At 64.5% G+C, this 23,790-nt stretch carries 24 protein-coding genes and 1 tRNA gene; 18 read left to right on the top strand and 7 right to left on the bottom strand.

The window, feature by feature from the left end:
* Positions 1-4 precede the first annotated feature (4 nt).
* Positions 5-1,663, top strand: a complete 1,659-nt coding sequence (gshA, locus tag AC54T3_RS09040; protein ID WP_496624119.1) for a glutamate--cysteine ligase — start codon at positions 5-7, stop codon at positions 1,661-1,663.
* Between the two features lies 1 nt (position 1,664).
* On the opposite strand, the gene AC54T3_RS09045 is transcribed toward gshA, so the two are convergent.
* The gene (locus tag AC54T3_RS09045) at positions 1,665-2,513 is read right to left on the bottom strand and encodes an SDR family oxidoreductase (protein ID WP_496624120.1); all 849 of its coding nucleotides are present in this window, start codon (positions 2,511-2,513) and stop codon (positions 1,665-1,667) included.
* Positions 2,514-3,027: 514 nt separating this feature from the next.
* Between AC54T3_RS09045 and AC54T3_RS09050 the strand changes: the two genes are divergently transcribed.
* Together AC54T3_RS09050 and AC54T3_RS09055 are read left to right on the top strand one after the other, a co-directional pair.
* Positions 3,028-3,624: a nicotinate-nucleotide--dimethylbenzimidazole phosphoribosyltransferase gene (locus tag AC54T3_RS09050; protein WP_496624121.1), complete on the top strand. Its 597-nt coding sequence runs from the start codon at positions 3,028-3,030 to the stop codon at positions 3,622-3,624.
* A gap of 9 nt (positions 3,625-3,633) precedes the next feature.
* Positions 3,634-5,868, top strand: a complete 2,235-nt coding sequence (locus AC54T3_RS09055) for a Tex family protein (protein WP_496624122.1) — start codon at positions 3,634-3,636, stop codon at positions 5,866-5,868.
* Here the strand turns inward: AC54T3_RS09055 and AC54T3_RS09060 are convergent.
* Positions 5,840-6,025, bottom strand: coding sequence for a hypothetical protein (locus AC54T3_RS09060; RefSeq protein ID WP_496624123.1), 186 nt, complete (start codon positions 6,023-6,025; stop codon positions 5,840-5,842). The genes AC54T3_RS09055 and AC54T3_RS09060 overlap by 29 nt on opposite strands.
* Positions 6,026-6,106: 81 nt before the next feature.
* Positions 6,107-6,796, bottom strand: coding sequence for a Bax inhibitor-1/YccA family protein (locus AC54T3_RS09065; RefSeq protein WP_496624124.1), 690 nt, complete (start codon positions 6,794-6,796; stop codon positions 6,107-6,109).
* A gap of 363 nt (positions 6,797-7,159) precedes the next feature.
* Here AC54T3_RS09065 and AC54T3_RS09070 point away from each other — a divergent pair.
* The 3 genes from AC54T3_RS09070 to AC54T3_RS09080 all read left to right on the top strand — a co-directional run bounded on the left by AC54T3_RS09070 (position 7,160) and on the right by AC54T3_RS09080 (position 8,664).
* A tRNA-Ser gene (locus AC54T3_RS09070) sits at positions 7,160-7,249 on the top strand.
* A gap of 51 nt (positions 7,250-7,300) precedes the next feature.
* Entirely contained in the window at positions 7,301-7,462 is a 162-nt protein-coding gene (locus AC54T3_RS09075) for a hypothetical protein (protein ID WP_496624125.1), read from the top strand.
* Positions 7,463-7,626: 164 nt separating this feature from the next.
* The gene (locus tag AC54T3_RS09080) at positions 7,627-8,664 is read left to right on the top strand and encodes a 7TM diverse intracellular signaling domain-containing protein (RefSeq protein WP_496624182.1); all 1,038 of its coding nucleotides are present in this window, start codon (positions 7,627-7,629) and stop codon (positions 8,662-8,664) included.
* Here the strand turns inward: AC54T3_RS09080 and AC54T3_RS09085 are convergent.
* Complete coding sequence (locus AC54T3_RS09085; RefSeq protein ID WP_496624127.1) at positions 8,617-9,198, bottom strand: Uma2 family endonuclease; 582 nt, start codon at positions 9,196-9,198, stop codon at positions 8,617-8,619. The two genes, AC54T3_RS09080 and AC54T3_RS09085, sit on opposite strands and share 48 nt — an antisense overlap.
* Before the next feature lie 224 nt (positions 9,199-9,422).
* Positions 9,423-10,976, bottom strand: a complete 1,554-nt coding sequence (locus AC54T3_RS09090) for an ATP-binding protein (protein ID WP_496624128.1) — start codon at positions 10,974-10,976, stop codon at positions 9,423-9,425.
* A gap of 283 nt (positions 10,977-11,259) precedes the next feature.
* On the opposite strand from AC54T3_RS09090, the gene AC54T3_RS09095 reads away from it, so the two are divergent.
* From AC54T3_RS09095 to AC54T3_RS09140, 10 genes are all read left to right on the top strand, one after another.
* Entirely contained in the window at positions 11,260-11,568 is a 309-nt protein-coding gene (locus AC54T3_RS09095) for a PepSY domain-containing protein (protein ID WP_496624129.1), read from the top strand.
* Positions 11,569-11,660: 92 nt separating this feature from the next.
* Positions 11,661-12,323 carry a response regulator transcription factor gene (locus AC54T3_RS09100; RefSeq protein ID WP_496624131.1) on the top strand — a complete coding sequence of 221 codons (663 nt, stop codon included), beginning with the start codon at positions 11,661-11,663 and terminating at the stop codon, positions 12,321-12,323.
* Positions 12,320-13,660: an ATP-binding protein gene (locus AC54T3_RS09105; RefSeq protein WP_496624132.1), complete on the top strand. Its 1,341-nt coding sequence runs from the start codon at positions 12,320-12,322 to the stop codon at positions 13,658-13,660. Before AC54T3_RS09100 ends, AC54T3_RS09105 begins: the two co-directional genes overlap by 4 nt.
* Positions 13,661-13,856: 196 nt before the next feature.
* Complete coding sequence (locus tag AC54T3_RS09110) at positions 13,857-15,272, top strand: TolC family protein (protein ID WP_496624133.1); 1,416 nt, start codon at positions 13,857-13,859, stop codon at positions 15,270-15,272.
* A 194-nt stretch (positions 15,273-15,466) separates the two neighbouring features.
* Positions 15,467-16,630: an efflux RND transporter periplasmic adaptor subunit gene (locus AC54T3_RS09115; RefSeq protein WP_496624135.1), complete on the top strand. Its 1,164-nt coding sequence runs from the start codon at positions 15,467-15,469 to the stop codon at positions 16,628-16,630.
* Positions 16,630-19,821: an efflux RND transporter permease subunit gene (locus tag AC54T3_RS09120; RefSeq protein ID WP_496624136.1), complete on the top strand. Its 3,192-nt coding sequence runs from the start codon at positions 16,630-16,632 to the stop codon at positions 19,819-19,821. Before AC54T3_RS09115 ends, AC54T3_RS09120 begins: the two co-directional genes overlap by 1 nt.
* 39 nt (positions 19,822-19,860) lie before the next feature.
* A complete protein-coding gene (locus AC54T3_RS09125) occupies positions 19,861-20,163 on the top strand; it encodes a DUF3240 family protein (RefSeq protein ID WP_496624138.1) in 303 nt (100 codons plus the stop codon).
* 73 nt (positions 20,164-20,236) lie between these two features.
* Positions 20,237-20,644: a hypothetical protein gene (locus tag AC54T3_RS09130; RefSeq protein ID WP_496624140.1), complete on the top strand. Its 408-nt coding sequence runs from the start codon at positions 20,237-20,239 to the stop codon at positions 20,642-20,644.
* A 96-nt stretch (positions 20,645-20,740) separates the two neighbouring features.
* Positions 20,741-21,019: a hypothetical protein gene (locus AC54T3_RS09135; protein WP_496624141.1), complete on the top strand. Its 279-nt coding sequence runs from the start codon at positions 20,741-20,743 to the stop codon at positions 21,017-21,019.
* The gene (locus AC54T3_RS09140; RefSeq protein ID WP_496624143.1) at positions 21,016-21,426 is read left to right on the top strand and encodes a hypothetical protein; all 411 of its coding nucleotides are present in this window, start codon (positions 21,016-21,018) and stop codon (positions 21,424-21,426) included. The genes AC54T3_RS09135 and AC54T3_RS09140 overlap by 4 nt, the downstream gene beginning before the upstream one ends.
* Here AC54T3_RS09140 and AC54T3_RS09145 read toward each other — a convergent pair.
* Positions 21,332-21,910, bottom strand: a complete 579-nt coding sequence (locus AC54T3_RS09145; RefSeq protein ID WP_496624145.1) for a cytochrome C — start codon at positions 21,908-21,910, stop codon at positions 21,332-21,334. The two genes, AC54T3_RS09140 and AC54T3_RS09145, sit on opposite strands and share 95 nt — an antisense overlap.
* 39 nt (positions 21,911-21,949) lie before the next feature.
* Positions 21,950-22,576 carry a cytochrome b/b6 domain-containing protein gene (locus AC54T3_RS09150; RefSeq protein ID WP_496624146.1) on the bottom strand — a complete coding sequence of 209 codons (627 nt, stop codon included), beginning with the start codon at positions 22,574-22,576 and terminating at the stop codon, positions 21,950-21,952.
* Between the two features lie 231 nt (positions 22,577-22,807).
* Here AC54T3_RS09150 and AC54T3_RS09155 point away from each other — a divergent pair, with 231 nt between their 5' ends.
* On the top strand, positions 22,808-23,176 hold the full coding sequence (locus AC54T3_RS09155) for a DUF1924 domain-containing protein (RefSeq protein ID WP_496624147.1): 369 nt from the start codon (positions 22,808-22,810) through the stop codon (positions 23,174-23,176).
* 73 nt (positions 23,177-23,249) lie between these two features.
* On the top strand, positions 23,250-23,780 hold the full coding sequence (locus tag AC54T3_RS09160) for a cytochrome C (protein WP_496624149.1): 531 nt from the start codon (positions 23,250-23,252) through the stop codon (positions 23,778-23,780).
* Positions 23,781-23,790 lie beyond the last annotated feature (10 nt).

The following is a 23,790-nucleotide window of genomic DNA, read 5'->3' on the forward strand; positions in this document are numbered from 1 at the left end:
ACCTATGTCCGAACCCATGTCGTTCGCCGCGCTACCGGCGCGGCGCCTGCGGATTGTCGCTGATCCAGCGGTCCGCGCCTTGCTTGCCAACGCGCTGATCGGGTTGGAGAAAGAGACCCTACGCGTGACCCCAGAGGGGCGCGTGGCGCCGACCCCGCATCCAGCAGCGCTGGGCTCGGCCTTGACTCATCCGCATATCACCACCGACTTCTCGGAGGCCTTGGTCGAGCTGGTGACGCCGGCCTTGTCGGATCCTCGGGCGGTGCTCGATTTCCTGCGCGATCTGCATCTATTCGTCTATCAGCACATCGGTGATGAGCGTCTGTGGGCCGCGAGTATGCCCTGCGTGATCGGCGGCGGGGCCGATATCCCGCTCGCGCGCTATGGCCGCTCGAATGCCGCCGAGATGAAGACCGTCTACCGGCGGGGGCTTGGCAATCGCTACGGCCGAGTGATGCAGATCATCGCCGGCGTGCATTTCAATTTCTCGCTCCCGGAGGCCTTTTGGGGCCCGTTCCAGGCCGAGGTTGGCGGTAGCCAGGACGGGTTATCCGGGGTCCGCAACACCGGCTACATGGGCATGGTGCGCAACCTTCAGCGCCTGGGTTGGATGGTGCCCTATCTATTCGGTGCCTCACCGGCGGTCTGTAAGAGCTTCGTGCAGGACGCGACCACCGACCTGGACGCGTTCGATACCAACACCTTCTATTATCCCTATGCGACCTCGCTGCGGATGGGTGATATCGGCTACCAGAATCGCCAGGAGGAGGGCACCGGCCTCAAGGCCAACTACGACACGCTCGACGCTTATACCCGCAGCCTGACCTGGGCGATCCGCACACCCTGCCCGCACTATGAGTCGATCGGCACCAAGGTCAACGGTCGCTGGGAGCAGCTGAACGATCATGTGCTGCAGATCGAGAACGAATACTACAGCACCGTGCGCCCGAAGCAGCTCACCGACTGGATGGAATTCCCGACCTTGGCGCTGCGCCGGCGTGGGATTCGCTATGTCGAACTGCGCTCGGTGGATGTCAATCTGTTCGAGCCGCTCGGGGTCGAGCTTGAGCAGATGCACTTCCTGTCGCTGTTCATGCTCTATTGCTTGCTGCTGCCGAGCCCGACGATCTCCCCGCGCGAGCGCCGCTGGATCGACAGCAACGAGGTGCTCGCCGCGCATCGCGGGCGCGAGCCGGGCTTGATGCTGGAACGCTCGGCGGGTCCGATCGTGTTACGCGACTGGGGCCAGCAGGTGCTGGCGGCGATGGAGCCGCTCGCCGAGCTGATGGACGCTGGCGGTGACGGCGTATTCAAGGCCGCGCTCCGCGCGCAGCAGTTCAAGATGGCCGAGCCAGAGGCGACGCCATCGGCGCGGGTCTTGGCCGAGATGCGCGCTCGGGGCGAGGGCTTCGCTGAATGTGCGTGCCGACTCACGCAGCAGCATTGGGAGGGCTTTCGCCAGCTCGAACTCGCCCCGGAGCGCGCGACGTTGTTTGAGCGGCTCGCGGCTGACTCGCGCGCGCGGCAGGCACAGGTCGAGGCCTATGACGATTGTGATTTCGATACCTTCCTCGCGCGGTACTTCGCGCAAACCGAGGCGCAGCCGGTCGCGCTGCGCTCGCCTTTTGCGCCGGCGGGCGCGCCAAGCGAGGAGACCGCCTAGCCTAGCCGCGACCACCGCGCGAGGCCCGGCGTAGGACCCAGTCCATGGCTCGGCTCGGCAACAAGCGGCGCAGCACAGCGAGCACATGGGTTGGAACGGTGACGGCGTAGCGCGCGCGCGGGCGTGGGTTCTCCAATGCGTGCACGAGCCGGCGCAGCACCGCCTCGGGCGACAGCGTGAAGGGTTGCGCCGCACCGACCTTGCGCAAACGCTCTTCCATCTTCCGATAGGTCTCGCGGTGCGGGCTGTGGCTCGGGTCGATGTGGCGCTGATAGGCGTCGAAGGCGTTCTCGCGAAAGCGGCTCAGGATCGGTCCGGGCTCGATCAAGGCCACCGCGATACCGCTGCCGCGCAGCTCCAGGCGCAGACAGTCGGTGAGCCCTTCGAGCGCGAACTTGCTGGCGACATAGGCGCCGCGAAAAGGCAGCGCCACGAAGCCGAGCACCGAGCTGTTATACACGATGCGCCCCTGGCCCTGGGCGCGCATGATCGGGATCACCCGCCGGGTCAGGTCGTGGCAGCCGAACAGGTTGGTCTCGAACTGGGCGCGCAGCGCCTCGCGCGTCAGATCCTCGACCGCCCCAGGCAGTCCGTAGGCGCCGTTGTTGAACAGGGCATCCAAGCGTTGATCGGTGAGTGCCAAGACCTCGTCCAGACCGGTGGCGATGCTCTCGGGCTCGCTCAGGTCGAGGCGCACGGCCAGCAAGCCCTCGGCCCGCAGGCGCTCGACGTCGGCCTGCTGGCGGGCCGAGGCAACCACCTTCCAGCCGCGCTTCGCCAGCCCGTGGGCACAGTGGTGGCCGATGCCGCTCGAACAGCCGGTGATGAGGATGCAGCGTTGCGGGTTCATTGTGAGCGTTTGCAGAGCGTTCGGTGTGGATTGCGAGTCGCCCTCACTCCCGGAGCCAACATGCTTAGGCTCCCTGAGCTTTTTAGGCCGATCGTGTCTGGCGATTCGGGTGAACGGCGATAGTATGAGGACTCATTCCGCATGGCCGCAATGGCTATTGGTTCCCGCAGCGCCGGTTCGAGACGGCGCTGGCTATGGTTTTGACTATGGTGCTGGGGACGACGCTGGACAGGCTGGTGTGCTGCAGGTTCGGCTGCTCGACATGGTCGCCGATCATGGAGCCGCTCAACCTGATCGCTGGACAGAATCGAGCGTCACGCTTAGGGACCATGGAGCCTCGGGTTTGGGAGTCAGGGCTAACAACCCTATCGCGTGTGCGGTCAATGGCGTTGGGGGAGATTCTGAGTCGATTGGCTCTGGCGCGCCGAAGTCGCGCGAGGTGCTGCTGCCGCGCTGCATGTGCCTGGGAGCACTTTTCTGTCCCGCGCCGCGAGACTGCGATCTCGCCGCTTCAGTGACCGAGGCTAGGCTTGATCTCGGGCGTCATGATGCGGTGCGGGTCGATCCCCAGGCACAATGCTTCGATCTGGGGCCGGGCACGCTTGACAGCCGCTTGGGGGCGGCGATGGATGGCCATCAGCTCGATCGGGCACTGAGTGCCGGGCGACAGGCGGTCGAGCGGGCGAAGCTGGATGGCGTCGCTTTGATCTTGGCTCGAGGCGACGAGGCCGGGGTGGGTGCGTGCATCACCAATCGGGCCTGGCGTCATCTGCTGCACGACGGCGGTTTGGTCGAGCACGAAGACCCGGACGCCACGCTCATCGGCAAGCGCCATGCCGAGACCCTGGATCGCGCTGACCCCTATCAGGCATTGCGCTGCCTGGGCGGTTTCGAGCACGCGGCGCTGGTTGGCTCGGCGTTGGCGGCGGCCCAGCTCGGGCTGTCGTGGCGGGCCGTTGGCACGAGCGCCCGCATTGCGTTGTTGCTGGCGTTGCGCATGAATCCGTCCGCGCGCTCTTGGCTCGGCGTCACCTCCGCCATGCGGCAATTGCAGGTCGGGTCTGGCTTTTGTCTACAATATGCAGCCTTGTTGGCATCAATGGAGACGTGACATAGCCTCATGGGCGCGATTATTCCCGTTATCTCGCAAGAGCTGGACTGTCATCCCCGGCAGGTGCAGGCCGCTGTTGATCTGCTCGACGATGGCGCCACGGTGCCGTTCATCGCTCGCTATCGCAAGGAGGCGACCGGCGGGCTCGATGATATCCAGTTGCGGCATCTGGCACAGCGTCTGGGCTATCTGCGCGAGCTTGAGGAGCGGCGCGCGACGGTGTTGGCCAGCATCGACGAGCAGAGCAAGCTGAGCGATGAGCTGCGCGCCGAGATCGAGGCTGCGGAGACCAAGCAGCGGCTCGAGGATCTGTATCTGCCGTTCAAGCCGAAGCGCCGCACCAAGGCGCAGATCGCGCGTAAGGCCGGGCTTGAGCCGCTGGCGGATGCACTGCTCGCAGACCGAGCGCAGGCGCCTGAACAGCAAGCTGCAGCCTATGTCGATGCGGGCAAGGGGGTGGCCGATGTTGCGGCGGCGCTGGAGGGGGCGCGTCAGATCCTGATGGAGCGCTTCGCCGAGGACGCCGAGCTGGCCGGGCAGCTGCGCGAGCGGCTGTGGGAGGTTGGCATCCTGGTGTCGCGGGTAATCGCCGGCAAGGAGGCCGAAGGCGCGAAGTTCTCCGATTACTTCGACTACGCCGAGCCGATCGCCAAGGTACCCTCGCATCGGGCGTTGGCGCTGTTCCGGGGCCGCAATCAGGGCATCCTGGCATTGGAGCTGTTGGCTGGCGAAGGCGAGGACCCAGATGCTGCCTTCCGTGGGCGGATTGCACAGCGCTTCGGCATTCGCGATCAAGGCCAGTCGGGCGATGCTTGGCTGATCGAGACGGTGCGCAAGACCTGGCGCATCAAGTTGATGACGCGCCTCGACCTGGATCTCAAGCATCGGCTGCTGGAGGCGGCAGAGACGGAGGCGATCCGGGTCTTCGCCAAAAATCTGAAGGCGCTGCTGCTGGCCGCGCCGGCTGGGCGGCTGCCGACCATTGGACTCGATCCGGGGTTGCGGACCGGGATCAAGGTCGCGGTGGTGGATGCGACAGGGCGGGTGGTCGAGACCGGCACATTCTATCCGCATGCGCCGAGGAACCAATGGGATGCCTCGATCGCGGCGCTCGCCAAGCTGGCCGCGACCCATGGCGCCAAGCTGATCAGCATTGGCAACGGCACCGCCTCGCGCGAGACCGATAAGCTGGCGCGTGAGCTGATCCACCGCCATCCGGAGCTGGGCCTGCAATCGCTGGTGGTCAGCGAGGCTGGCGCCTCGGTCTATTCGGCCTCGGAGTATGCGTCGCGCGAGCTGCCGGAGCTGGATGTCTCGCTGCGCGGGGCGGTGTCGATCGCGCGCCGGCTGCAGGACCCGCTGGCCGAGTTGGTGAAGATCGATCCAAAGGCGATCGGCGTGGGCCAGTATCAGCATGATGTGAATCAGAGCGGGTTGGCACGCACCCTCGATGCGGTGGTGGAGGACTGCGTGAACGCGGTTGGCGTGGACCTGAACACGGCTTCGGCGCCTCTGCTGGCGCAGGTCTCGGGCCTGACGCAAACGCTGGCTGAGAATGTCGTGCGCTTTCGCGAGGAGCAGGGCGCCTTTCGCAGTCGCGCGCAGTTGAAGAAGGTGCCGCGCCTGGGCGAGAAGACCTTTCAGCAGTGCGCGGGCTTCTTGCGCATCAACGATGGCGATGAGCCGTTGGATGGCTCGGCGGTGCATCCGGAGGCCTATCCGGTGGTGCGGCGGATGCTCAAGGAGGTCGGGCGGGATATTCGGGCCTTGATCGGCGATCGCGCGGCCTTGAGTGGACTGCAGCCGGCGCGGTTTGCCGATGAGCGTTTCGGTGAGCCGACGGTGCGCGACATCATCGCCGAGTTGGAGAAGCCGGGGCGTGATCCGCGCCCGGAGTTCAAGGCGGCGCGCTTCATGGAGGGGGTCGAGACGCTGTCGGATCTACGACCGGGGATGGTGCTGGAGGGCACGGTGACCAATGTGACCAACTTCGGCGCCTTCGTCGATGTCGGCGTGCATCAGGATGGGCTGGTGCATATCTCGCGCTTGGCGGATCGGTTTGTGAAAGATCCCTATGAGGTAGTCAGCACCGGGCAGTTGGTGAAGGTCAAGGTGCTAGAGGTGGATCTGCCGCGCAAGCGGGTGTCGCTGAGTATGCGATTGGATGATGCGCCGGCATCGGGTGGCACCCGCCGGGCGTCACCCGAGACCCCTGTCAGCGCACGAACAGGATCAGCACGATGACGAGGCCGACCACAGCGGCAAGCGGCAGGATCGCGGCTTGCCAGTCGCCTTTTTCGGCCTTGGGGCCGTTCTCCTGCCAGGCCTTGAAGGCCGGCCAGAGAAAGAACAGCATCATGATCAGGACGCCGGCGACGGCGATCTTCAGAAACAGGTCCATGGGGCCTCCGTGAGTAAGCGTCTTGTCAACAAAAACCCCGGCCGGAGCCGGGGTCGCGTGAGCCTAATCGGGGATCAGCGATCAGTCATCGCCCATGATGCCTAGGATCTGGAGCAGGCTGATGAAGATGTTGAAGATGGCGAGGTAGATACCGTAGGTCGCCATGATGTAGTTGGTCTCGGCACCGCTCTTGATGCGGCTGGTGTCGAACAGGATGAAGCCGCTCATCAGCAGGATGATCGCCGCAGAGACAGCCAGTGCGAGGGCCGGCATGTTCAGGAAGATGTTGGCGATCATCGCGACGACGGCGACCATCATGCCGGCGAACAGGAAGCCGCCAAGGAAGCTGAAGTCACGCTTGCTGGTCAGCGCGTAGCCCGAGAGCCCGAGGAAGATCACTGCGGTGCCGCCGAAGGCGGTGGCGACGATGCTTGGGCCGTTTGGCAGCGCGAGGTACATGCTCAGGATCGAGCCGAGGCCGAAGCCGAGCATGCCGGTGATCAGGAAGATGACGCCGACGCCCGAGGCCGATTGCGCGGCGCGCGGCAGTACGAACATGCCGAGCAGCATGGCGCCGATGACCGACACTAGGTAGACCCAGGATGGCATCGCCAGCGCCATCGAGATCGTCGCTGTAATGGCGCTGAAGCCGAGGGTCGCGGCGAGCAGTAGGTAGGTGTTCTTGAGAACCTTGTTGGTCTCGAGCACCGAGCCAGCGCGTGCTGCCGGAACCTCTTGCTGTTTTGAGAGGAAGGAATTGGGGTTAGCCATGGTGGTGATGTCTCCGTTTGGAACGAATACTCTGACAGACTTGACTCTGTCAGATCTGTCAGACTGGATAGTTGAGTGATCGTATCGCGATCCTTACGACCGGTCGGTAGGCCCTAAGGTTTCTGACGCGATGCCTTAGGGCGCAAGCATACCGACAATGGGGGCATTCTTGCATCCTTGGGAGGCCGATATCTGTCTCTGTCTTGCGGTCTTTGCTGGCGGAAACAAGTGGCTTTGGTCGCTGGCTAGCCCTCGTACTGGGGCCTTTGGCTGCAGCGGGCGTTTTCATCTCTCGCATGATGACCCGTTGTTGGGGTATCCTATGCTGCTTGCTTGATCGAGTTCGCTCGGCAACCCTGTTCAGGAGAGGTGGCAGAGCGGTTGAATGCACCGGTCTTGAAAACCGGCGACGGTTAATCCCGTCCGTGGGTTCGAATCCCACCCTCTCCGCCAGATCAATGATTTAGCCGTGTTAAAGCCAGCGGGCAAGTTACCATGGCCGGCATGAAGCCCTTGCTCGCCAGCCAACGTCTTCTGCTCTTCTGGCTCCTCTTCTTGCCCGTCCTCTGGCTCTTGCCGTTCAGTCTGCACGCTCAGGCGACCGAGATCGAGGCCGAGACTGGGACTGAGATTGAGCCTCTGGTCTTGGGACCAGATATTCCCTAAGGTGTGCTGCGCGACGCCAGCGGGCGCCTGACCCATGAAGACGTCGCCGCCCTGCCAGAGAGCGCCTTCGACTGGCGCGATACGCTGCTGTAGGAAAGCTATCGGAAAGAAGCCTACTGGCTGCGGCTGCACCTGCCGGCAGCGGCCTTCAAGGACGGCGAGCGCTGGTTCGAGGTCTTCCCGCCCTTCTCGATGATGTGCGCCTGTTCCATCGCCCCAGCGGCAGCCAGCAGCCGTGGCAGCAAGAACAGGCCGGCGATCGATGGCCTGCCGCCGAGCGCCCCATTCAATACCGCTATTTTGTGTTCGTCCTGCCGCCACCCGGTCCCGGTCCCTGGCCTGATCCCGAACCCAACCCCGGAACCGAACCCGACCCCGAACAGCAACCGGTCGGCATGGACCTGCTCATCCGCATCCAGACCCGCAGCGCCATCTTGCTCGAGGGCAAGTTCTGGACGCCTCAGACCTTCTTCAACCAGGCCAGTCGCAGCACCGCCTACTGGAGTTTTTATCTCGGCCTCGGCGCCTTATCCACCCTGCTGGCCATCGCCATCACGCTGATCCTGCGCACTCGCGCCATGCTGGCCGTCACCAGCTTTTCCGTCAGCTACCTGTTTCTGGCCAGTATCCAGGGCTTCAGTCAGTGGTTGCTGTTCTCGGGCTGGCCGATCTGGTTTGTCGATCATCACACCAGTGTCGCGAATTTCGCCATCAATATCAGCATGCTCTGGGTCGGGCGCGAGGCCCTGCAACTGCCGCGTTTTTATCCCTGGCTAGACCGGGTCTACCTGGCGATGATGGCGCTCATGGCCTTGCTGTTACTCAGCATCCCGTTGGGCTTCTATGGGCAGGCCGCCAAAGTCGGATATGGCTTGTCGGAGCTGGGCAAGATCGGCCTGGTGATCATCGCCTTGCGGCTGTGGGCCAGAGAGGGCTTGGAGTATGGCCTGATTGGGCTGCTGTATGCGCTCTTCACCGCCTCCTCGCTCACCGCGATCCTAACGGTGATCCCGCCCCTGGATCAGGAGGAACTCGATCAGCGCGCCAACAAGATCCAGCGCGCCACCCGGCGGCTGGCGCAGCTCACCGACAACTGTCTGGCCGACGCCCGCCTTGGCAGCCAATTGAAGACCCTGGAACGCCAGCCCTCGATCTCAGCCGGGCAGCAGTCCGGTGTCGAGATAGATCTCGGTGACGGGTAACGCGATATCCAACCCCGAAAGCTCGACCCTGTCGCTTGCCTGATCGTAGAGTCGCGGTGTCCAGACTTCGCTCTCCTTGCGGTAATGCAGCACAGCGACCTCGCTGGAGTCGACCAGCAGATAATCGGTCAGCGATTCAATCGTTTGGTACTGCATGAACTTGGCGCCCTTGTCGTCCTGAGCCGTGCTGGGCGAGAGGATCTCGACGATGAGCGCCGGGTTAAGCAGTGTGCGTAGGCCGTTGATGGTGGTGTAGCGCGGATCGCAGGCGACCGAGACATCGGGATAGAGATAGGGGCTGCCGGCTTGAACCTTGACGCGCTGATCGCTCGAGAAGGTCCGGCAGCTGGAACCGCGCAGCCCCGCGCGTAGTTCGGCACCGACATTGAGGCAGATGATGTTGTGTTCCGGCTGGGCGCCGGTCATGCAATAGACGTCGCCATTGCGCCACTCCCAACGCTCGCGCGCGGTCTCGGAATCCATGGCGAAATAGTCTTGGAGGGGGACGAAGCGATCTTTCAGAAGGGTGGCCATTGGGTTGCTTCCGCTGATCTCTGTGTGATGGCTGACAGTATAGGTTGGCTGCGCCGCCTCAAGTAGATCGTCCCGCTGCTCGAGTCGCTGCGGCGTCGACCGTGTGCTGCAGGTCGATGTTGGGCTTCGCGTCTGCACGCTGACATCGTTTGATCTGTTGCGGGCATTGCTGGCGGCGTTGTCGGTATTGGTACCGGTATCGAAGACGCTTCAGCGTCTCTGGCTCAGCAGTTCTCCACCGCGAAGCCAACCACCGTGCGCTGCTCTCGGCTGAATTCGATGCCGATCAGATGAATCGGCTGACCGAGCGCGCGGTACTTGTCGGCATAGCCGCGCGCCTTGAGTTGGTCCAGCGCCGCGCCCTTGGGCGCAAGCTCCACCACCTTGAACTCGAACAGCCACACCCGCTCATTAAATTTGAGCGCCAGATCGATGCGCCCATGGTTGGTCGCATCCTCTGGCGTCAGATCTAATCCCAGCGCCGCTAGGTGGCTGTAAAACACGCTTGCGTAAAAGCCTTCGTAGCGGGCGATGGGATTGTTGTCGTGCCACTGGTGAGGGATGGCATCGAACAGCGCGGTCACATGCTCGCGCAAGGCGTCGACATCCGCCGCCAGCAGGATATCGAGCAGCCGGCTGGCTAGCTCGCTGGCCCGCCCAGGGGCGCCGATCAGCGCCTTGGCGAGCTGATCGTTCAGCGCGGTGGCCACCTCCAGGTTCGGGTAACCCAGGCTGTACTCCAGCCGGCCGCCGAGCTGACGCGAGCCGCTGAAGGTCAGATAGCCGGTCTGCCACAGCAGGGCTTCGGTGCCCAGATGCTCCACGTCGAAGGTGGACAGCAGCTCATCATCCGCCCGCAGTCCGGCCAGTCTGGGGGTGAAAAACTGCCGCTGGGTCAGCAGATCGATCAGGAAGCTGGGCGTGCCAGTCTCGAACCAATAGGGGCGGAACACACGGTCTTGAAACAGCAACAGCAGATCGAAAGGGTTGTAGACCGCCTCGCCGGTCCAGTTGTAGCCGTTGTACCAGCGGCGGATCATGGCGCGGTCCAGCCCCGGCAGCTCCGGGGCGAAGACGCTCTCCACATCGGCCTCGGTGTAGCCGCATAGGGCCGAGTAGCCCGCCGATACGGTGATGTCGCGCAGGTTATTGAGACCAGAAAAGATGCTGACCTTGCTGAATTTACTCACCCCGGTCAGGAAGGCGAAGCGGATATAGGCGTCGCTGTCCTTGATCACCGAGTAGAGGTTGCGCAGGCCATCGCGCATCTCGCGCGCAACCTCGGGCGCGGTCAGGTTGTCCAGGATCGGCTTGTCGTACTCGTCCACCAGCACGACGACGCGCCGGCCGGCGGCTGCGGCAGCCTTGCGGATCAGCTCTCCAAAACGACCGGGCACATCGAGGTTAGGCGGCAGCGTTACCCCGAGCGTTTCGCCGTTGACCCGCAGCAGATCCTCAACGCGGACATCCAGCGCCGCGCGTGAGTGCAGAACCCCGCCTCCGAAGCTCAAGCGAATCACCGGATAGCGCACCGCCCAGTCCCAGTGCGGATGGATCGTCAGCCCCCTGAACAACGGCTCGTTGCCGGCGAATAGCTCGCCGATGGTATCGAGCAGTAGGGACTTGCCGAAGCGGCGCGGGCGGGAGAGAAAATACTGACTGCCCTCGTCGATCAGTTGCCGGATAAAGCCAGTCTTATCGACGTAATAGCAGCCATCCTCGCGCAGCTTGGCGAAGGTCTGGATACCGATGGGCAGTTTGCGACGCGGTTCGGACATCGGGGCGAGCCTCACGGAGGGCTGAGAGCTGGTGCCACGATGGAGCACCTGTGGGTAGCGGTCAAGCGGCGGCGCGGGGCGAGTGTCCGCGAGAAGATGTTGAGCGAGAAGCCGACCAGGCGCATGACGAATCAGAATGCTGGCCTCATGAGGGCCGATTTTCAGCATCAGTTCAGTTTGCGCCATCAGACTTGCAACCGTTGTTCGAGCAGTCGAGCGGAGCCGTCCGTCATCGACCTGAGCTTGATCGGCACCCAGCAACCCTCTCAAACGGAGCAACCGAATGACACGACATCAATTGATGGCGACCACAGGCCTAGGACTGCTGCTGGCCATGGGCAGTCCCCAAGCCAGTGAGCGACTCGACCACGACGAGATCAAACAACTGCGCGAAACCGGCGCCATCCTGCCGATGGAGCAGGTGATGGCCGGTGCTCAATCCGTGCAGCCGGGTCAGCTCGTGGAGGCCGAGCTGGAGCGAAAAGACGGCGCCTATCGCTACGAGATCGAGATCCTGGCCGCCGACGGCACTATCCACAAGCTCTATCTCGATGCCGCAACCGGCGACGTGATCAAGAGGAAAGAGAAGTAAGCCATGTGGCATCGCGTCGCGTTTCAGCTCTGTCTGCTTTTGCGGGTTTGGCCGCGCAAACAGACGTCGGTTGCCACGCAGGACGCAATTTAATGCGGCTTCTGCTGGTCGAAGACGATGCCGCCTTGGCGGCTGAGCTGCACAAGGCGCTTAAGTCCGCCGGCTTCGTCCTCGACCACGCCAGCGATGGGATCACGGGAGAGGCGCTCGGGGTCGGGGAGTCCTATGACGCCATCCTCCTCGACCTTGGGTTGCCCGGGCGGCCTGGGCTCCAGGTGCTGCGCCATTGGCGTACCCATGGCGTCACGACACCCGTGCTGGTGTTGACCGCGCGCGATGCCTGGCACGAACGTGTCGACGGGCTCAAGGCGGGAGCCGACGACTATCTCGGCAAGCCCTTCCACATGGAGGAACTCATCGCTCGCATCCATGCCTTGACCCGGCGGGCGGCGGGCCATCTACGCTGCGGTCTGGAGGTGGGCGGGCTGTGTCTCGATGAGGATCGGCAGCGGGCGATTCTGGCCGACGGCACCTCCTATGAGCTGACCGGCACCGAGTTTCGCCTGCTCCGTTACCTGATGCTCCATCCCGACCGAATCCTCTCCAAGCCCCAGATCATGGACCATGTGTACGAGCTGGAGGCCGACCGGGGCAGCAACCTGATCGAGGTCTATGTGCGGCGCCTGCGCGAGAAGATCGGCAAGGATCGGATTCGGACCCTGCGCGGCCAGGGCTATCTCTTCCCGCGCCAATGAGATCGCTGGAAAGCCGTTTACAGGTTTGGCTTGGCGCCAGCCTGTTTGTCCTGATTGGCGCAGTCTGGTGGACAGGTCACGAGGCGCTGCATCGCACGGCGGATGCCTTTGTGCTCTCGCGCCTGGAGCACGATGCCGAGGCCCTGATCGGGGCACTGAACCGGCGTGCGGATGGGCGCCTAGAGGTGGGGCATCAGCGCTTGACCCCGGTCTATCACCAGCCCTTTTCGGGGCATTATTTCGTCATCGAAACCGGCGATGGACAACGTATCCGCTCGCGTTCGCTCTGGGATCAGGATCTGGCTGACCGTCCCCTTGCGCCGGGTGCCTCTGAGCACTGGCGCGCGCTCGGTCCGGAGCAACAGCGGCTGCTGGTCTGGGAAGGCGGCTATCACCTGGATGGCCTGGACTTCGCGCTCGCCGTCGCCGAGGACGTCACCGTACTGGACCAGGCGTTGGTGTCCATCGAGCAGCTGTTCGCCGGGCTGGCGCTCGGTGGGTTGATCCTGATGCTGCTGGTGCAACGGCTTGTGGTGCGGCGGGCTTTTGCCGCCCTCAACCCCGTCTATCGGGACATCGAGCGCCTGGAGTCCGGCCAGACGCTCGCTCTGACCGAACAGGTGCCGCGCGAGATCCTGCCCTTGGTGCGCAAGCTCAACCGCCTGCTGTTGTACTTCGCGCAGCGCCTGGAACGCTCGCGCACCGTCGCCGGCAACCTAGCTCATGGCATCAAGGGACCACTGAGCCTCCTGCGTCAGCAATTGCAGGATCCCGAGCTGAACATCGCGCTAGCACCGCGCCAGGCTCTGATCGAACAGGTCGAGCGGCTGCGCCAGCTTGCTGAGCGCCAGCTCAAACGTGCGCGTCTGGCCGGTGCCGGCGGTGCGGCAGTGCGTTTTGACCCGGATGCCGAGCTGCCGACGCTGGCGCGGCTTCTTGGGCGTATTCATGCCCCAAAGAGCCTCGACATTCAACTCAATCTGCGCACCTCGGGGCTGCTCAGCGTCGATCGCGAGGACATGCTGGAACTGCTTGGTAACCTGCTCGACAACGCCTGCAAATGGGCCAGGGGCCAGGTGCGATGCAGCGTGACAGCGCAGGGAGATGAGGTCGTCCTCTGTGTTGAAGACGATGGTCCCGGTTGTTCTGAACACGAAATCTCTGCCATCACCGAGCGCGGCGTGCGACTTGACGAGCAGGTCAGCGGTCACGGACTCGGACTGGCGATCGCCCGGGAGATCGTCGAGAGCTATCAGGGGCGGATCCGCTTTCGTCCCTCCTCGACGCTCGGTGGTCTGTGCGCCGAGATCAGGCTGCCGGTAAGCGATGGGCGATAGTCCCGCAAGGCCGTCATGACGATCTATCTGACCGGCTTTATTGCGCTTTGCGCGATGTCATGTAGGTCCGCTTTTCAGCTTGTTTTCAGCTTCGACCGTTAAGCTCTTGCCATTCAGTGTCCGTTGCGAGTGTTCGCGAGCCCATGCGCTGGTTGGCCAGTAACGCGTCATTCCCTGCGACCGAGCGAGAAGCCCCATGTCCAAGCAACCTGCCTGCGTGCAGGCGTCGACTGTTCGGCGCTTCAGGAGCCTGAGTGCGAGCTTTGGCGCAGCCTGTTTGCTGCTGCTGATGTGGATTCTGACGGCACCCATGACGGCCGATGCTGCCCCGTCTGCCAACGCCGTAGAGCCTACTGATATCGCTGGTGCCGCTGATACGGCTCGTGCCGCTCGTGCCAATGCGGCGTCACCGGCGACCCTCGCTGAGGCCGTCGCTGCCGCATTGGAGCAAGCTGGGCAGCTGATCCGCACGGATGCGCTGCGCGGTGAGGCCGACGCGGTGCGTCGCCAGGCCGGTGCCTGGACCGCCGATGATCCGGCGCTGCGTCTCAAGGGGGTGTCCGATCGCTTGACTGGCGACGACGGTGCCTACGAACTCGAGGCCTTGCTCGACCTACCGCTCTGGCTTCCTGGCCAGCGCCGTGCGCGCCTGGAGCTGGCGAGTTCGCTTGGCCTGCGGGCCGAGGCGCTAGCGAGGCTGTTGCGTTGGGAGGTTGCTGGCACGGTGCGTGATGCGGTGTGGGCAGCCAAGCTTGCCGAGGTCCAGCTGCAGCAAGCAAACGCCGCGTATGAAGCCGCGCGAGGACTCGAGTCAGTGGTGGCCAAACGCTACAACGCCGGCGAGTTGGCGCGACTTGATCTGCTGACGGCACAGCAGGAGACACTCGCTCGCCAGGCCGAACTGACCGCCGCGCGCGCAGACTGGGAGCAGGCGAAAGCGGCCTATGTGCAGCTCACCGGCCGGCTGCGGTTGCCGGAGCCACCGAACTTGCCCAGCGCGCCGCCGATCACTGCTGGCCAGGGGGCTGGCGTCATGAATAGCAACGGAATAGGGAGCAATGGAATAGGCGGGCTGCCTGCCGATCATCCGCTCCTCGCCGAGGCCGATGCCGCACTGGCGCGAGCACGCGCCGAGCGTGAGCAGGTCGTCAGCGATCGCCGTGGTAATCCGATCTTGAGTTTCGGCGGCAAGCGGACACGCGACGCGCGTGCCTTTCCTACCGACGATGCATTGCAGCTCGAGCTGTCGATCCCGTTCGGTCTCGCCAGCCAATCCGCACCTGAGATCGCCGCCAGCGAGCGGCAGGTGACCGAACGCCTAGCCGAGCTGCACCGGATGCGCCGCGAGGCCGAGCGCGAGCTGGTGGCGGCAGTGCTCGGTCGGCGCGGCGCCGCAGATGCCTTGCAGGTCGCCGAACGGCGCGCGAGCGTGGCCGCCGATGCGCTGGCGGTCGCCGAGCGCGCCTTCGATCTTGGCGAGACCGATCTTGCTGAGCGGCTGCGTGCCGAGCGCCGCGCTCGCGCAGCCAATCTCGATCTCGCGCTGCGTCGTGCCGAACAAGGCCAGGCACTGGCGCGGGTCAATCAAGCCCTAGGGATGATCCCGCAATGATCTGCTCCAACCGCAACGGTCGCTTACGCCGGCCGGACGCTGCCAGGCAAATGCTTACCGAATCAGTGTCTTTCGTGCAGACCGGGACGCCCTGCTCGATGAGTAGGCATCAGCGGTGCCCGACGCTGACGCAGACCACAGCCCCGCGCCTAGGCACGGCTCACCGTTGGCCAGGATTGCCTATCAAACGGCGCATGGCTCGATGGCCGATTCAGATCCAGTGCATAGTGCGCGCGCTTGGCTCGCGGCTCGTCCCTAGGCTCGGCCCCGCACTGGGAGCGACCCTGCTGATCTTGGGTGCGGCGAGCACCACGAGTGCAGCCGCCGCCGATTTGATCCCTCTCACGCAGGTCGAGCAGGACCGGTTCGGCATCGAGCTGGCCGCGCCAAAACCGGCCGACACCACCCTCACGCGCCGCTATCCGGCGCGCGTCGCGGTGCCGAATCCGCAGCTGCGGGTGGTGGCCGCACGCAAGGCCGGCGTGGTCGAGACCTTGCTGGTCGCCGAGGGCGAGCGGGTGAGCGCGGGGCAGATCATGGCCCGGCTGCAGAGCCCGGATCTGGTCTCGGCGCAGAGCGATTATCTCGAGTCCCTGACCCGCCTGGCGCTGGCCGAGAGCGAGGTCGCGCGCGATCGCAGGCTGCAGAGGGAAGGCGTGATCGCCGAGCGCCGACTGCTCGAAAGCCAGGCGCGCCGCGACGAGCTTGCGACCATGGTCGAGCAGCGCCGCCAGGTGTTGGCGCTGGCCGGGATGTCCGAGACGGATATGGATGCGCTGGCAAGCAGCCGCACCCTGACCACCAGTCTACCGGTGCGCGCGCCGATCGCCGGTGTGGTGCTGGAGCAGATGGTGAGCACCGGCGAGTCCTTGACGGCGGCCACGCCGCTGTATCGGATCGCCGACCTCAAGCCCTTGTGGGTCGAGGTGCATGTGCCAGTCGATCGAGTCGCGGGCCTCGCGCCCGGCGACCGTGCGCTGCTGCCGATGCTTGGCATCGAGGGGCGCATCATCACCGTCGGTCGTCTGGTCCACGCCCAAGACCAGGGCGTACTGGTGCGCGCCGAGGTGGCCGATGGTGCCGAGCAGTTGCGCCCGGGCCAGTTCATCGAGGTGCAGCTGGCCGCGACCAGCGATGAAGGGGGACGCTGGCGGGTGCCGGCGGCAGCGATCGTGCGCCATGCCGGTGAGGCCATCCTGTTCGTCGCACGCGAGGGCGGTTTCGAGCCCATCTCGTTGCGGCTGATCGCCGAGGAGGAGGGCGAGACCGTGGTCACCGGACCGCTCGCGGCAGCGGATCGGGTCGTGGTCAAGGGCGTGGTCGAACTCAAGGCGGCCTGGCTCGGAGCCGAAGGCTGATGTTTGCTCGCCTGATCGGTTTCGCGCTCACCCAGCGGCTGCTGATGCTGTTGGTCGTCCTGGCCCTGGTCGGCACCGGCTGGCGCGCCTTCCAGCAGACCCCCATCGATGCCTTTCCAGATGTCTCGGTGCCCCAGGTCCAGGTGGTGATGAAGGCGCCGGGGATGACGCCGACGGAGATAGAGACCCGCATCACCAGCCTGATCGAGATCGAGATGCTCGGCATCCCGAATCAGGCCATGCTGCGCTCGATCGCCAAATACGGGCTCACCAGCATCACCGTCGACTTCGAGGAAGGCACCGACATCTACTGGGCGCGCCAACAGGTCGCCGAGCGGCTGGCGGCGATTCGTGGCGATCTGCCGGACGGTCTCGAGGGCGGTCTCGCACCGCTGACCACACCGCTCGGCGAGATGTTCATGTTCAGCATCGAGGGTGACGCGCTGACGCTCGCCGAGAAGCGCGATCTGCTCGACTGGACCATCCGCCCGGCCTTGCGCTCGGTGACCGGTGTCGCCGATGTCAATTCCCTGGGCGGCTTCGTGACCACCTTCGAGGTCGAACCCGACAACGCCCGCATGAGCGCCTACGGCATCAGTCTCGGACAGCTCCGCGCGGCGATCGAGGCCAACAATCGCAACGACGGCGCCGGGCGCCTCGATGACGGCGAGGAGGTCCTGCTGGTGCGCAGCGAGGGCGCGATCCAGACCCTGGATGACCTGGCCGCAATCGTGGTCGGCGGCGATGCCGGCCAGCCGGTGCGCGTCGCCGATGTCGCCAAGGTGCGGCGTGCGGCGCTGACCCGCTACGGCGCGGTGACCCGTAATGGCGAAGGCGAAACCGTCGAGGGGTTGGTGCTCGGCCTGCGCGGTGCCAATGCGCGCACGCTGGTCGCGAGCGTCCAGACCAAGCTCGACGAGCTTGAGGCCGGGCTGCCCGAGGGCATCCGCATCGAGGTCTTCTATGATCGCGGCGTGCTGGTGGACCGCGCGGTCTCGACGGTGAGCATGGCCTTGCTTCAGGCTGTGGTGCTAGTTGTGCTGCTATTGGTGCTCTTTCTCGGCGACCTGCGCGCGGCGCTGACGGTGGCCTTGATCCTACCGCTGGCGGCGCTGGCGACCTTCGTGCTGATGCGGGTTTTCGGGCTGTCGGCCAACCTGATGTCACTCGGCGGCCTGGCGATCGCGATCGGCATGCTGGTCGACTCGGCCGTGGTCGTGGTCGAGAACGTGGTCACGCAGCTCGCGCGTCATGGCACCAAGGGGAATGGCGGCGGGAACGGCGGCGGTCATGGCGTGGGTGACGGGCCGAAGGCTGAGGCTGGTGCTGACACCAGTGCCGAAGCAGGCGCTGAAGAAGGGGCTGAAGGGGTCGCTGCAGTCAGCGCCGGCGTGCGCCGGCTGCCGCGACTGCATCTGATCTATCGGGCGACGCGCGAGGTGGCCGTCCCGGTCGCGTCCGGCACCCTGATCATCGTCATCGTGTTCCTGCCATTGCTCACATTGCAGGGCCTGGAGGGCAAGCTCTTCGTGCCGGTGGCGCTGACCATCGTCTTCGCGCTGGCGAGTGCGCTACTGCTGTCGCTGACGGTGATCCCGGTGCTGGCCTCCTATCTGCTCGGCAAGGGTGGCGCTCAGGAACCCTGGGTCGTGCGCCAGTTGCTCAAGGTCTATGGCCCCTCGCTGACGTGGGCGCTGAAGCGCGAATGGCTGATCGTCGGACTCGCAGCGGCGCTGCTGGTCGGCGCCGGCGCGCTCTATCTGCGCGTCGGTAAGACCTTCATGCCGACCATGGACGAAGGCGATCTGATCGTGCAGCTGGAGAAGCTGCCATCGATCAATCTGGAGCAATCCCTCGACATCGACCTGCGCGTGCAGCAGGCGATCATGGAGGCGGTACCCGAGGTGCGTGGCATCGTGGCGCGTACCGGCTCCGATGAGCTAGGGCTGGACCCGATGGGGCTGAATGAGACCGACAGCTTCCTGGTGCTGGCACCGCGCGAGGAGTGGCGCTTCGACACCAAGGATGCGCTGATCGATGCCATCCGCCGCGTGATCGAGGGCTTCCCGGGGCTGAACTATGCCTTTACTCAGCCGATCGAGATGCGAGTCTCGGAGATGCTCACCGGCGTGCGCGGCGATCTGGCGGTCAAGGTCTTCGGTGGCGATCAGGACGAGCTGAATCGGATCACCGAGGAGATCGTCGCGGTCATCGAGCAGCTCGACGGCGCCGAGGATGTCTACACGCCCAAGAACGAAGGCGCGCAATACCTGAATCTGGTCGTCGATCGGCTTGAGGCCGGCCGCCTCGGCGTCGATGCCGAGGCGCTGGCGGCGATGCTGCGCGCCCAGATCGAGGGGCTCGAGATCGGCACCATCTATCGCGCGGGCAAGCGCCGGCCGTTGGTGATCCGTGGCTCCGAGGCGCTGCGCACCTCGCCGGCGCGCTTTCGCGGGCTGCAATTGGCGCTGCCCGACGGGCGCTCGGTGCCGGTTGACAACCTGGTGCGCATCGAGCGCGTGACCGGCCCGGTGGTGCTCTCGCGTGAGCTTGGTAACCGCATGGCGACGGCGATCGCCAATGTCGGCGGCGGCCGGGATCTGGTCGGCTTCGTCGAGGAGGCACGCGCGGCCGTTGCCGAGCAGGTCGAGCTGCCGGTGGGCTATTGGATCGAGTGGGGCGGCGAGTTCGAGAACCAGCAGCGCGCTGCGACACGGCTGGCGCTGGTGGTGCCGATTGCGCTGGTGCTGATCTTCCTGGTGCTGTTCTCGACCTTCGGCTCGCTGCGCCAGTCGCTGCTGGTGCTCTCCAATATCCCGTTCGCGCTGATCGGCGGCGTGGTGGCGCTGGCGGTGACCGGCGAATACCTGTCGGTGCCGGCCTCGGTCGGCTTCATCGCGCTGCTCGGTATCGCCGTGCTCAACGGCGTGATGCTGGTGACCTGGTTCAACCAGCTGCGCGCGCTTGGGCGGCCGATGCAGGAGGTGGTGGTCGAGGGCGCCAAGCGCCGCTTGCGCCCGGTGCTGATGACCGCGACCACGGCGGCGTTCGGGTTGGCGCCGTTGCTGTTCGCGACCGGCCCAGGCTCCGAGATCCAACGCCCGTTGGCGATCGTCGTCATCGGCGGACTCGTCTCGTCGACGCTACTGACGCTGGTGCTGCTGCCGATTCTGTATCGGCGCTTTGGTTGATCAGCTTCGGTTGATCACAGGCCTGACTGGAGACCGCTGATGGCCAATTGTCTGCTGCATCTGATCTGCTCGCCGAAGGTCGAGGACAGCCTCGCCGAATGGCTGCTCGAGCGCGCCGAGGTTCCCGGCTTTACCAGCCTGCCGATCGCCGGTCATGGCTCCTCCGAGCAGTCGATGAGCCTGGCCGAGCAGGTGGCTGGACGCAGCCGACGGGTGATGTTTCTGCTCGAGCTGCCGGAGCCGACGGCGCGCGCACTGCTCGAGGCCGTGCGCGCCGACTTCAGCGGCAGCGGGCTGCACTACTGGCTGCTGCCGATGCTCGCGGCTGGACACGTTGATTGATCAGCTAAGCGGCGCGCGATGCCGTGCCGTTTCAACGTCCCTACTGAAACCCCCATCCATTGGAGACGACCTGATGTCCGACAATTGCACTCGCTGGTATCGACTCGCACTGCTGATCGCGCTCAGCAGCGGCCTTGGTTCGGCCTGGGCTAGCCAGCCGCTCGGCGATCGCGCCGATGCCGATAGGCTCACCATTGAGCGTGTCACATCGAGTCGCTACGAGTTCAGCCGTGTCCGGGTGGAGTCCGGTGCCGAGTCGATCCGCGTCAGCGGCGAGGTCGCGCGCGTGATCCTTCAGCGCGGTCTGATTCCGGGCAAGGTACGCATTTCGTTGTTCGGGGCCAATGGCGAGTTGCTCGAGCAGACTGAGGTCAAGCCGATGCGTCGCAATCGGCAAGATCGCTCCGCGCATTTTTATGCGCGCTTGGCGATGCCGGCGACAGCGGGCAACACGCTGGTGATTGAGCATGGCGGCAGCTGAATGGTCGGTCAGCGATCGGCCAAGAGTTCGGGGTCGAGCGGCGTGAATTAAACATTGAACCAATCATTCCACCAATCAATGGGGGTTCAGACGATTGTGAACATCTATCTCACCGGCTTCATTGCGCTGCTCGTCCTGGCCTGGGCGGGCGCACTCGTTGTCAGTGGTCCGGGGACCCACTCCCTGCCCTGGGCCATTCACAGCCAAGCGTTCTACCTCAGCGGCCTGCTCGCGATCGGGCTGATGTCGTTGGCGATGGTATTGGCGACACGTCCGACTTGGCTGGAGCGCCCACTCGGCGGCATGGATCGCGTCTACCCTGTCAGTTGGAATCCCGTTGGCGTGGACATCGCGCCGGACAGTTCGCCTTCGTGAGTTTTGATCGCTGGGAAGGGCATCATCCCTTCACCATCGCCAGCGCCGATCACGGGGACCGCCACGTGACCTTTCTGATCAAGGCGCTGGGCGATTTTACCCGCGCGCTGCCACAGCGAATTGCCGTCGGGCAGAGGGTAAGGGTCGAGGGGCCTTACGGCTTCTTTGAACTCCCCCGCCGGGATCCCCAGGCGCAGCAGATCTGGGTGGCCGGCGGCATCGGTATCACGCATCACCGAGGCCCCGGTTGCCAGCCGCAGCAGTCGGGCTGTGCCTGCGATGAGGTCGATTCGTGTGGTTCGATGGGCATACTCAGTCTTTCCAAGGCCCGAAACCTGGGATGTCGATCTGGCTCTCATCGAAGACGCCCGTGTCGGCACCAATGTGGCAGCGATTGCACTGACTAAAGCTGCCGACCTCGGGATTGTCCGTGATCAGGCGTGCGGGAATCCCGTCATGCTTGCGCACGAAATAGGGCGTCTCGGTGATTCGCGGCAGACTGGACTCGGATTGGCCCTCACCGGGCACGGCGAAGGCGCGCTCGCGGATACGCGCTGATCCGTCAGCCGCGTTGGACATCAGATAGGCTCGCAATTCGGCAACCAGCGCCTCTGGCAGCCAGGCATCATCGCCATAGTGATCGGCGAGCGCCTCGGGCGCCAGAATGCGGCTCCAGGACTCTGCCGGCAGGACTCCGGGCGGATAGGCCAGATGACAGGAACCGCATTCTTCGATATAGGCCGGATGGCTGGCTGGCGCGATGTTCGGAATCACCTGCAGCCAACTCCGCCAATCCCGGCCCTCACCGCCTGCGGCCACCACGGCGGTTCCGGCCGTCACGAGCAGCAGAGCCGTCAGCGCAAGCAGGGAGATGTAAAGGCGTTTCGGCATGGTGTCGGCTCTCCAATTCGAGTGTGTCGCACGCGGTGTTCATTCCTGCTCTTGGCGCTTGTCGCCGCTGATCATGCCGCCGATCAGATTCTCGCGATGCAGCAGACTGGAGGCGAGCACCCCAACCACATGGATCAGGATCAGAGCGAGCGTGAGGTTGGCGAACACCTCATGGGTCTCTTCCAGGACATCGCCCCAGGCTGAGGGCACACCGCGCATTACCCCGGCCAGTGGACCGGCGAATTCCTCCGCGCCATAGAGCGCCAGACCGCTGATTCCGGTGGCGGCGAGACCGATCAGGAGCAGCACGATCATGGCCCCGCCCGCCGGGTTGTGACCCAGGTAACGCGGCGCCCGCAAGCGCATCACATCACGCAGATACGCCAGCACCTCGCCTGGACTGCGCACAAAGTCACTGAAGCGCGCATGGCGCGTGCCGATCAGGCCCCACACTAGGCGCACACTGATGAGCGTGAGCACCAGATAACCGGCCCAGACATGGACGCCGAGTAGGTCGTCCTCGACGATGAAGGCGGTGGCGAAGCCGGCCACCAGTGACCAATGAAAGATCCTTACCAGCGGATCCCAAACGCGAACCTGCTTCGGGTTTTCGACTCCGGGGCTATGAGCAAGGGTGGCGGTGTCATTCGGGTCGTCGTTCGACATGGCTTGGTTCTCCGGTAACAGCTTGATGATCAGTTCGTTGGTTCAGGCGTGTCGACGCCTTGGATAGGGAGATTAACCAAGCGCGCCTGAGCGAAGGCTGACAAGGGCTGTCAGTCTTTTGTCAGGTTGTCCTCGGTACGCTGTCGCCACAGCCTGCAAGGACCATCGGAAACCCCGACCGGAGCCGGGCTGACAGCCAACCATGACTGCCAACCAACGGAGAACCAACCAATGAAACGACACCTGAATCAACATCTGGCCACAGCCCTGCTCAGTGCCTGCACCCTGATCCTGCCAGCCACGCCCTGGGCGGCCGATCCAGCCGCTGGAGCAGCGGGCTGGATCAAGGAGTATCCACAGACCGATGGTTCCAAGCCGCGTAGTTGCGTGACCTGTCATGGCCGCGATCTGACCCAGCCGGGACGGCATGCCAACACCGGCAAGGTCATCGAACCTCTCGCCACTTCGGTCAATCCGCAGCGCCTCACGGATTCAGCCAAGATCGAGAAATGGTTGGGGCGCAACTGCCGCTGGACCCTGGGCCGCGAGTGCACCGCCGGCGAAAAGGCCGACTTCATCGCCTACATCAAGACTCAATGAGCTGGAGGATCGACACATGAGCCCGTATCCAATCAAATCTGTCCTAACGCTCCTGATCACCGGCACGCTGGCCATGGGCACGGTCCACCTGGCGTTCGCCGACGATGACGACGACGACGACAAGCACAAAGGCAACAAAAGCGGCTGGTTCGAGTCGCGTCAGGCGCCGGTCGACAATGCCACCTACAGTGAGGAGTGCGGTGCCTGCCACATGGCTTACCAGCCCGGTCTGCTCCCGCCGCAGGCCTGGGCTCAGATCATGGAGCCGGACGCGCTGATCAATCATTACGGTGACGATGCCAGCCTGTCTGAAGAACTGCGCGCCGAGATCAGCGCCTTTTTGGGGGCCAACACCACTGATGTGGCGCTGCAGATGGTTCTGAGCGGCGTCAGTCACGCGGGTGCGGCTACTGGTGATCTGCCCCGCATCACCGAAAGCGCCGATTTCAAGGATGAGCACGACGAGATACCGGCCCGCCTGGTGGCTGACAATCCCGAGGTCAGGAGTTTCAGTCAGTGTAGCGCTTGCCATCAAAAAGCCGCCGAAGGTAATTATGATGAACGCTGGATTGACATTCCGGGCCATGGTCCCTGGGAGGATTGAACACATAATT

This window comes from Halochromatium sp. NSM3 (genome assembly GCF_059621085.1).

What these genes read in the sequence shown, in the direction of transcription:
- AC54T3_RS09160 (WP_496624149.1), top strand. Translation starts at nt 23,250, where the DNA reads ATGGGCACGGTCCACCTGGCGTTCGCCGACGATGACGACGACGACGAC.
- gshA (WP_496624119.1), top strand. Translation starts at nt 5, where the DNA reads ATGTCCGAACCCATGTCGTTCGCCGCGCTACCGGCGCGGCGCCTGCGG.
- AC54T3_RS09100 (WP_496624131.1), top strand. Translation starts at nt 11,661, where the DNA reads ATGCGGCTTCTGCTGGTCGAAGACGATGCCGCCTTGGCGGCTGAGCTG.
- AC54T3_RS09120 (WP_496624136.1), top strand. Translation starts at nt 16,630, where the DNA reads ATGTTTGCTCGCCTGATCGGTTTCGCGCTCACCCAGCGGCTGCTGATG.
- AC54T3_RS09155 (WP_496624147.1), top strand. Translation starts at nt 22,808, where the DNA reads ATGAAACGACACCTGAATCAACATCTGGCCACAGCCCTGCTCAGTGCC.
- AC54T3_RS09075 (WP_496624125.1), top strand. Translation starts at nt 7,301, where the DNA reads ATGAAGCCCTTGCTCGCCAGCCAACGTCTTCTGCTCTTCTGGCTCCTC.
- AC54T3_RS09055 (WP_496624122.1), top strand. Translation starts at nt 3,634, where the DNA reads ATGGGCGCGATTATTCCCGTTATCTCGCAAGAGCTGGACTGTCATCCC.
- AC54T3_RS09085 (WP_496624127.1), bottom strand. Translation starts at nt 9,198, where the DNA reads ATGGCCACCCTTCTGAAAGATCGCTTCGTCCCCCTCCAAGACTATTTC.
- AC54T3_RS09130 (WP_496624140.1), top strand. Translation starts at nt 20,237, where the DNA reads ATGTCCGACAATTGCACTCGCTGGTATCGACTCGCACTGCTGATCGCG.
- AC54T3_RS09125 (WP_496624138.1), top strand. Translation starts at nt 19,861, where the DNA reads ATGGCCAATTGTCTGCTGCATCTGATCTGCTCGCCGAAGGTCGAGGAC.
- AC54T3_RS09090 (WP_496624128.1), bottom strand. Translation starts at nt 10,976, where the DNA reads ATGTCCGAACCGCGTCGCAAACTGCCCATCGGTATCCAGACCTTCGCC.
- AC54T3_RS09095 (WP_496624129.1), top strand. Translation starts at nt 11,260, where the DNA reads ATGACACGACATCAATTGATGGCGACCACAGGCCTAGGACTGCTGCTG.
- AC54T3_RS09060 (WP_496624123.1), bottom strand. Translation starts at nt 6,025, where the DNA reads ATGGACCTGTTTCTGAAGATCGCCGTCGCCGGCGTCCTGATCATGATG.
- AC54T3_RS09065 (WP_496624124.1), bottom strand. Translation starts at nt 6,796, where the DNA reads ATGGCTAACCCCAATTCCTTCCTCTCAAAACAGCAAGAGGTTCCGGCA.
- AC54T3_RS09115 (WP_496624135.1), top strand. Translation starts at nt 15,467, where the DNA reads ATGGCTCGATGGCCGATTCAGATCCAGTGCATAGTGCGCGCGCTTGGC.
- AC54T3_RS09045 (WP_496624120.1), bottom strand. Translation starts at nt 2,513, where the DNA reads ATGAACCCGCAACGCTGCATCCTCATCACCGGCTGTTCGAGCGGCATC.
- AC54T3_RS09150 (WP_496624146.1), bottom strand. Translation starts at nt 22,576, where the DNA reads ATGTCGAACGACGACCCGAATGACACCGCCACCCTTGCTCATAGCCCC.
- AC54T3_RS09105 (WP_496624132.1), top strand. Translation starts at nt 12,320, where the DNA reads ATGAGATCGCTGGAAAGCCGTTTACAGGTTTGGCTTGGCGCCAGCCTG.
- AC54T3_RS09110 (WP_496624133.1), top strand. Translation starts at nt 13,857, where the DNA reads ATGTCCAAGCAACCTGCCTGCGTGCAGGCGTCGACTGTTCGGCGCTTC.
- AC54T3_RS09145 (WP_496624145.1), bottom strand. Translation starts at nt 21,910, where the DNA reads ATGCCGAAACGCCTTTACATCTCCCTGCTTGCGCTGACGGCTCTGCTG.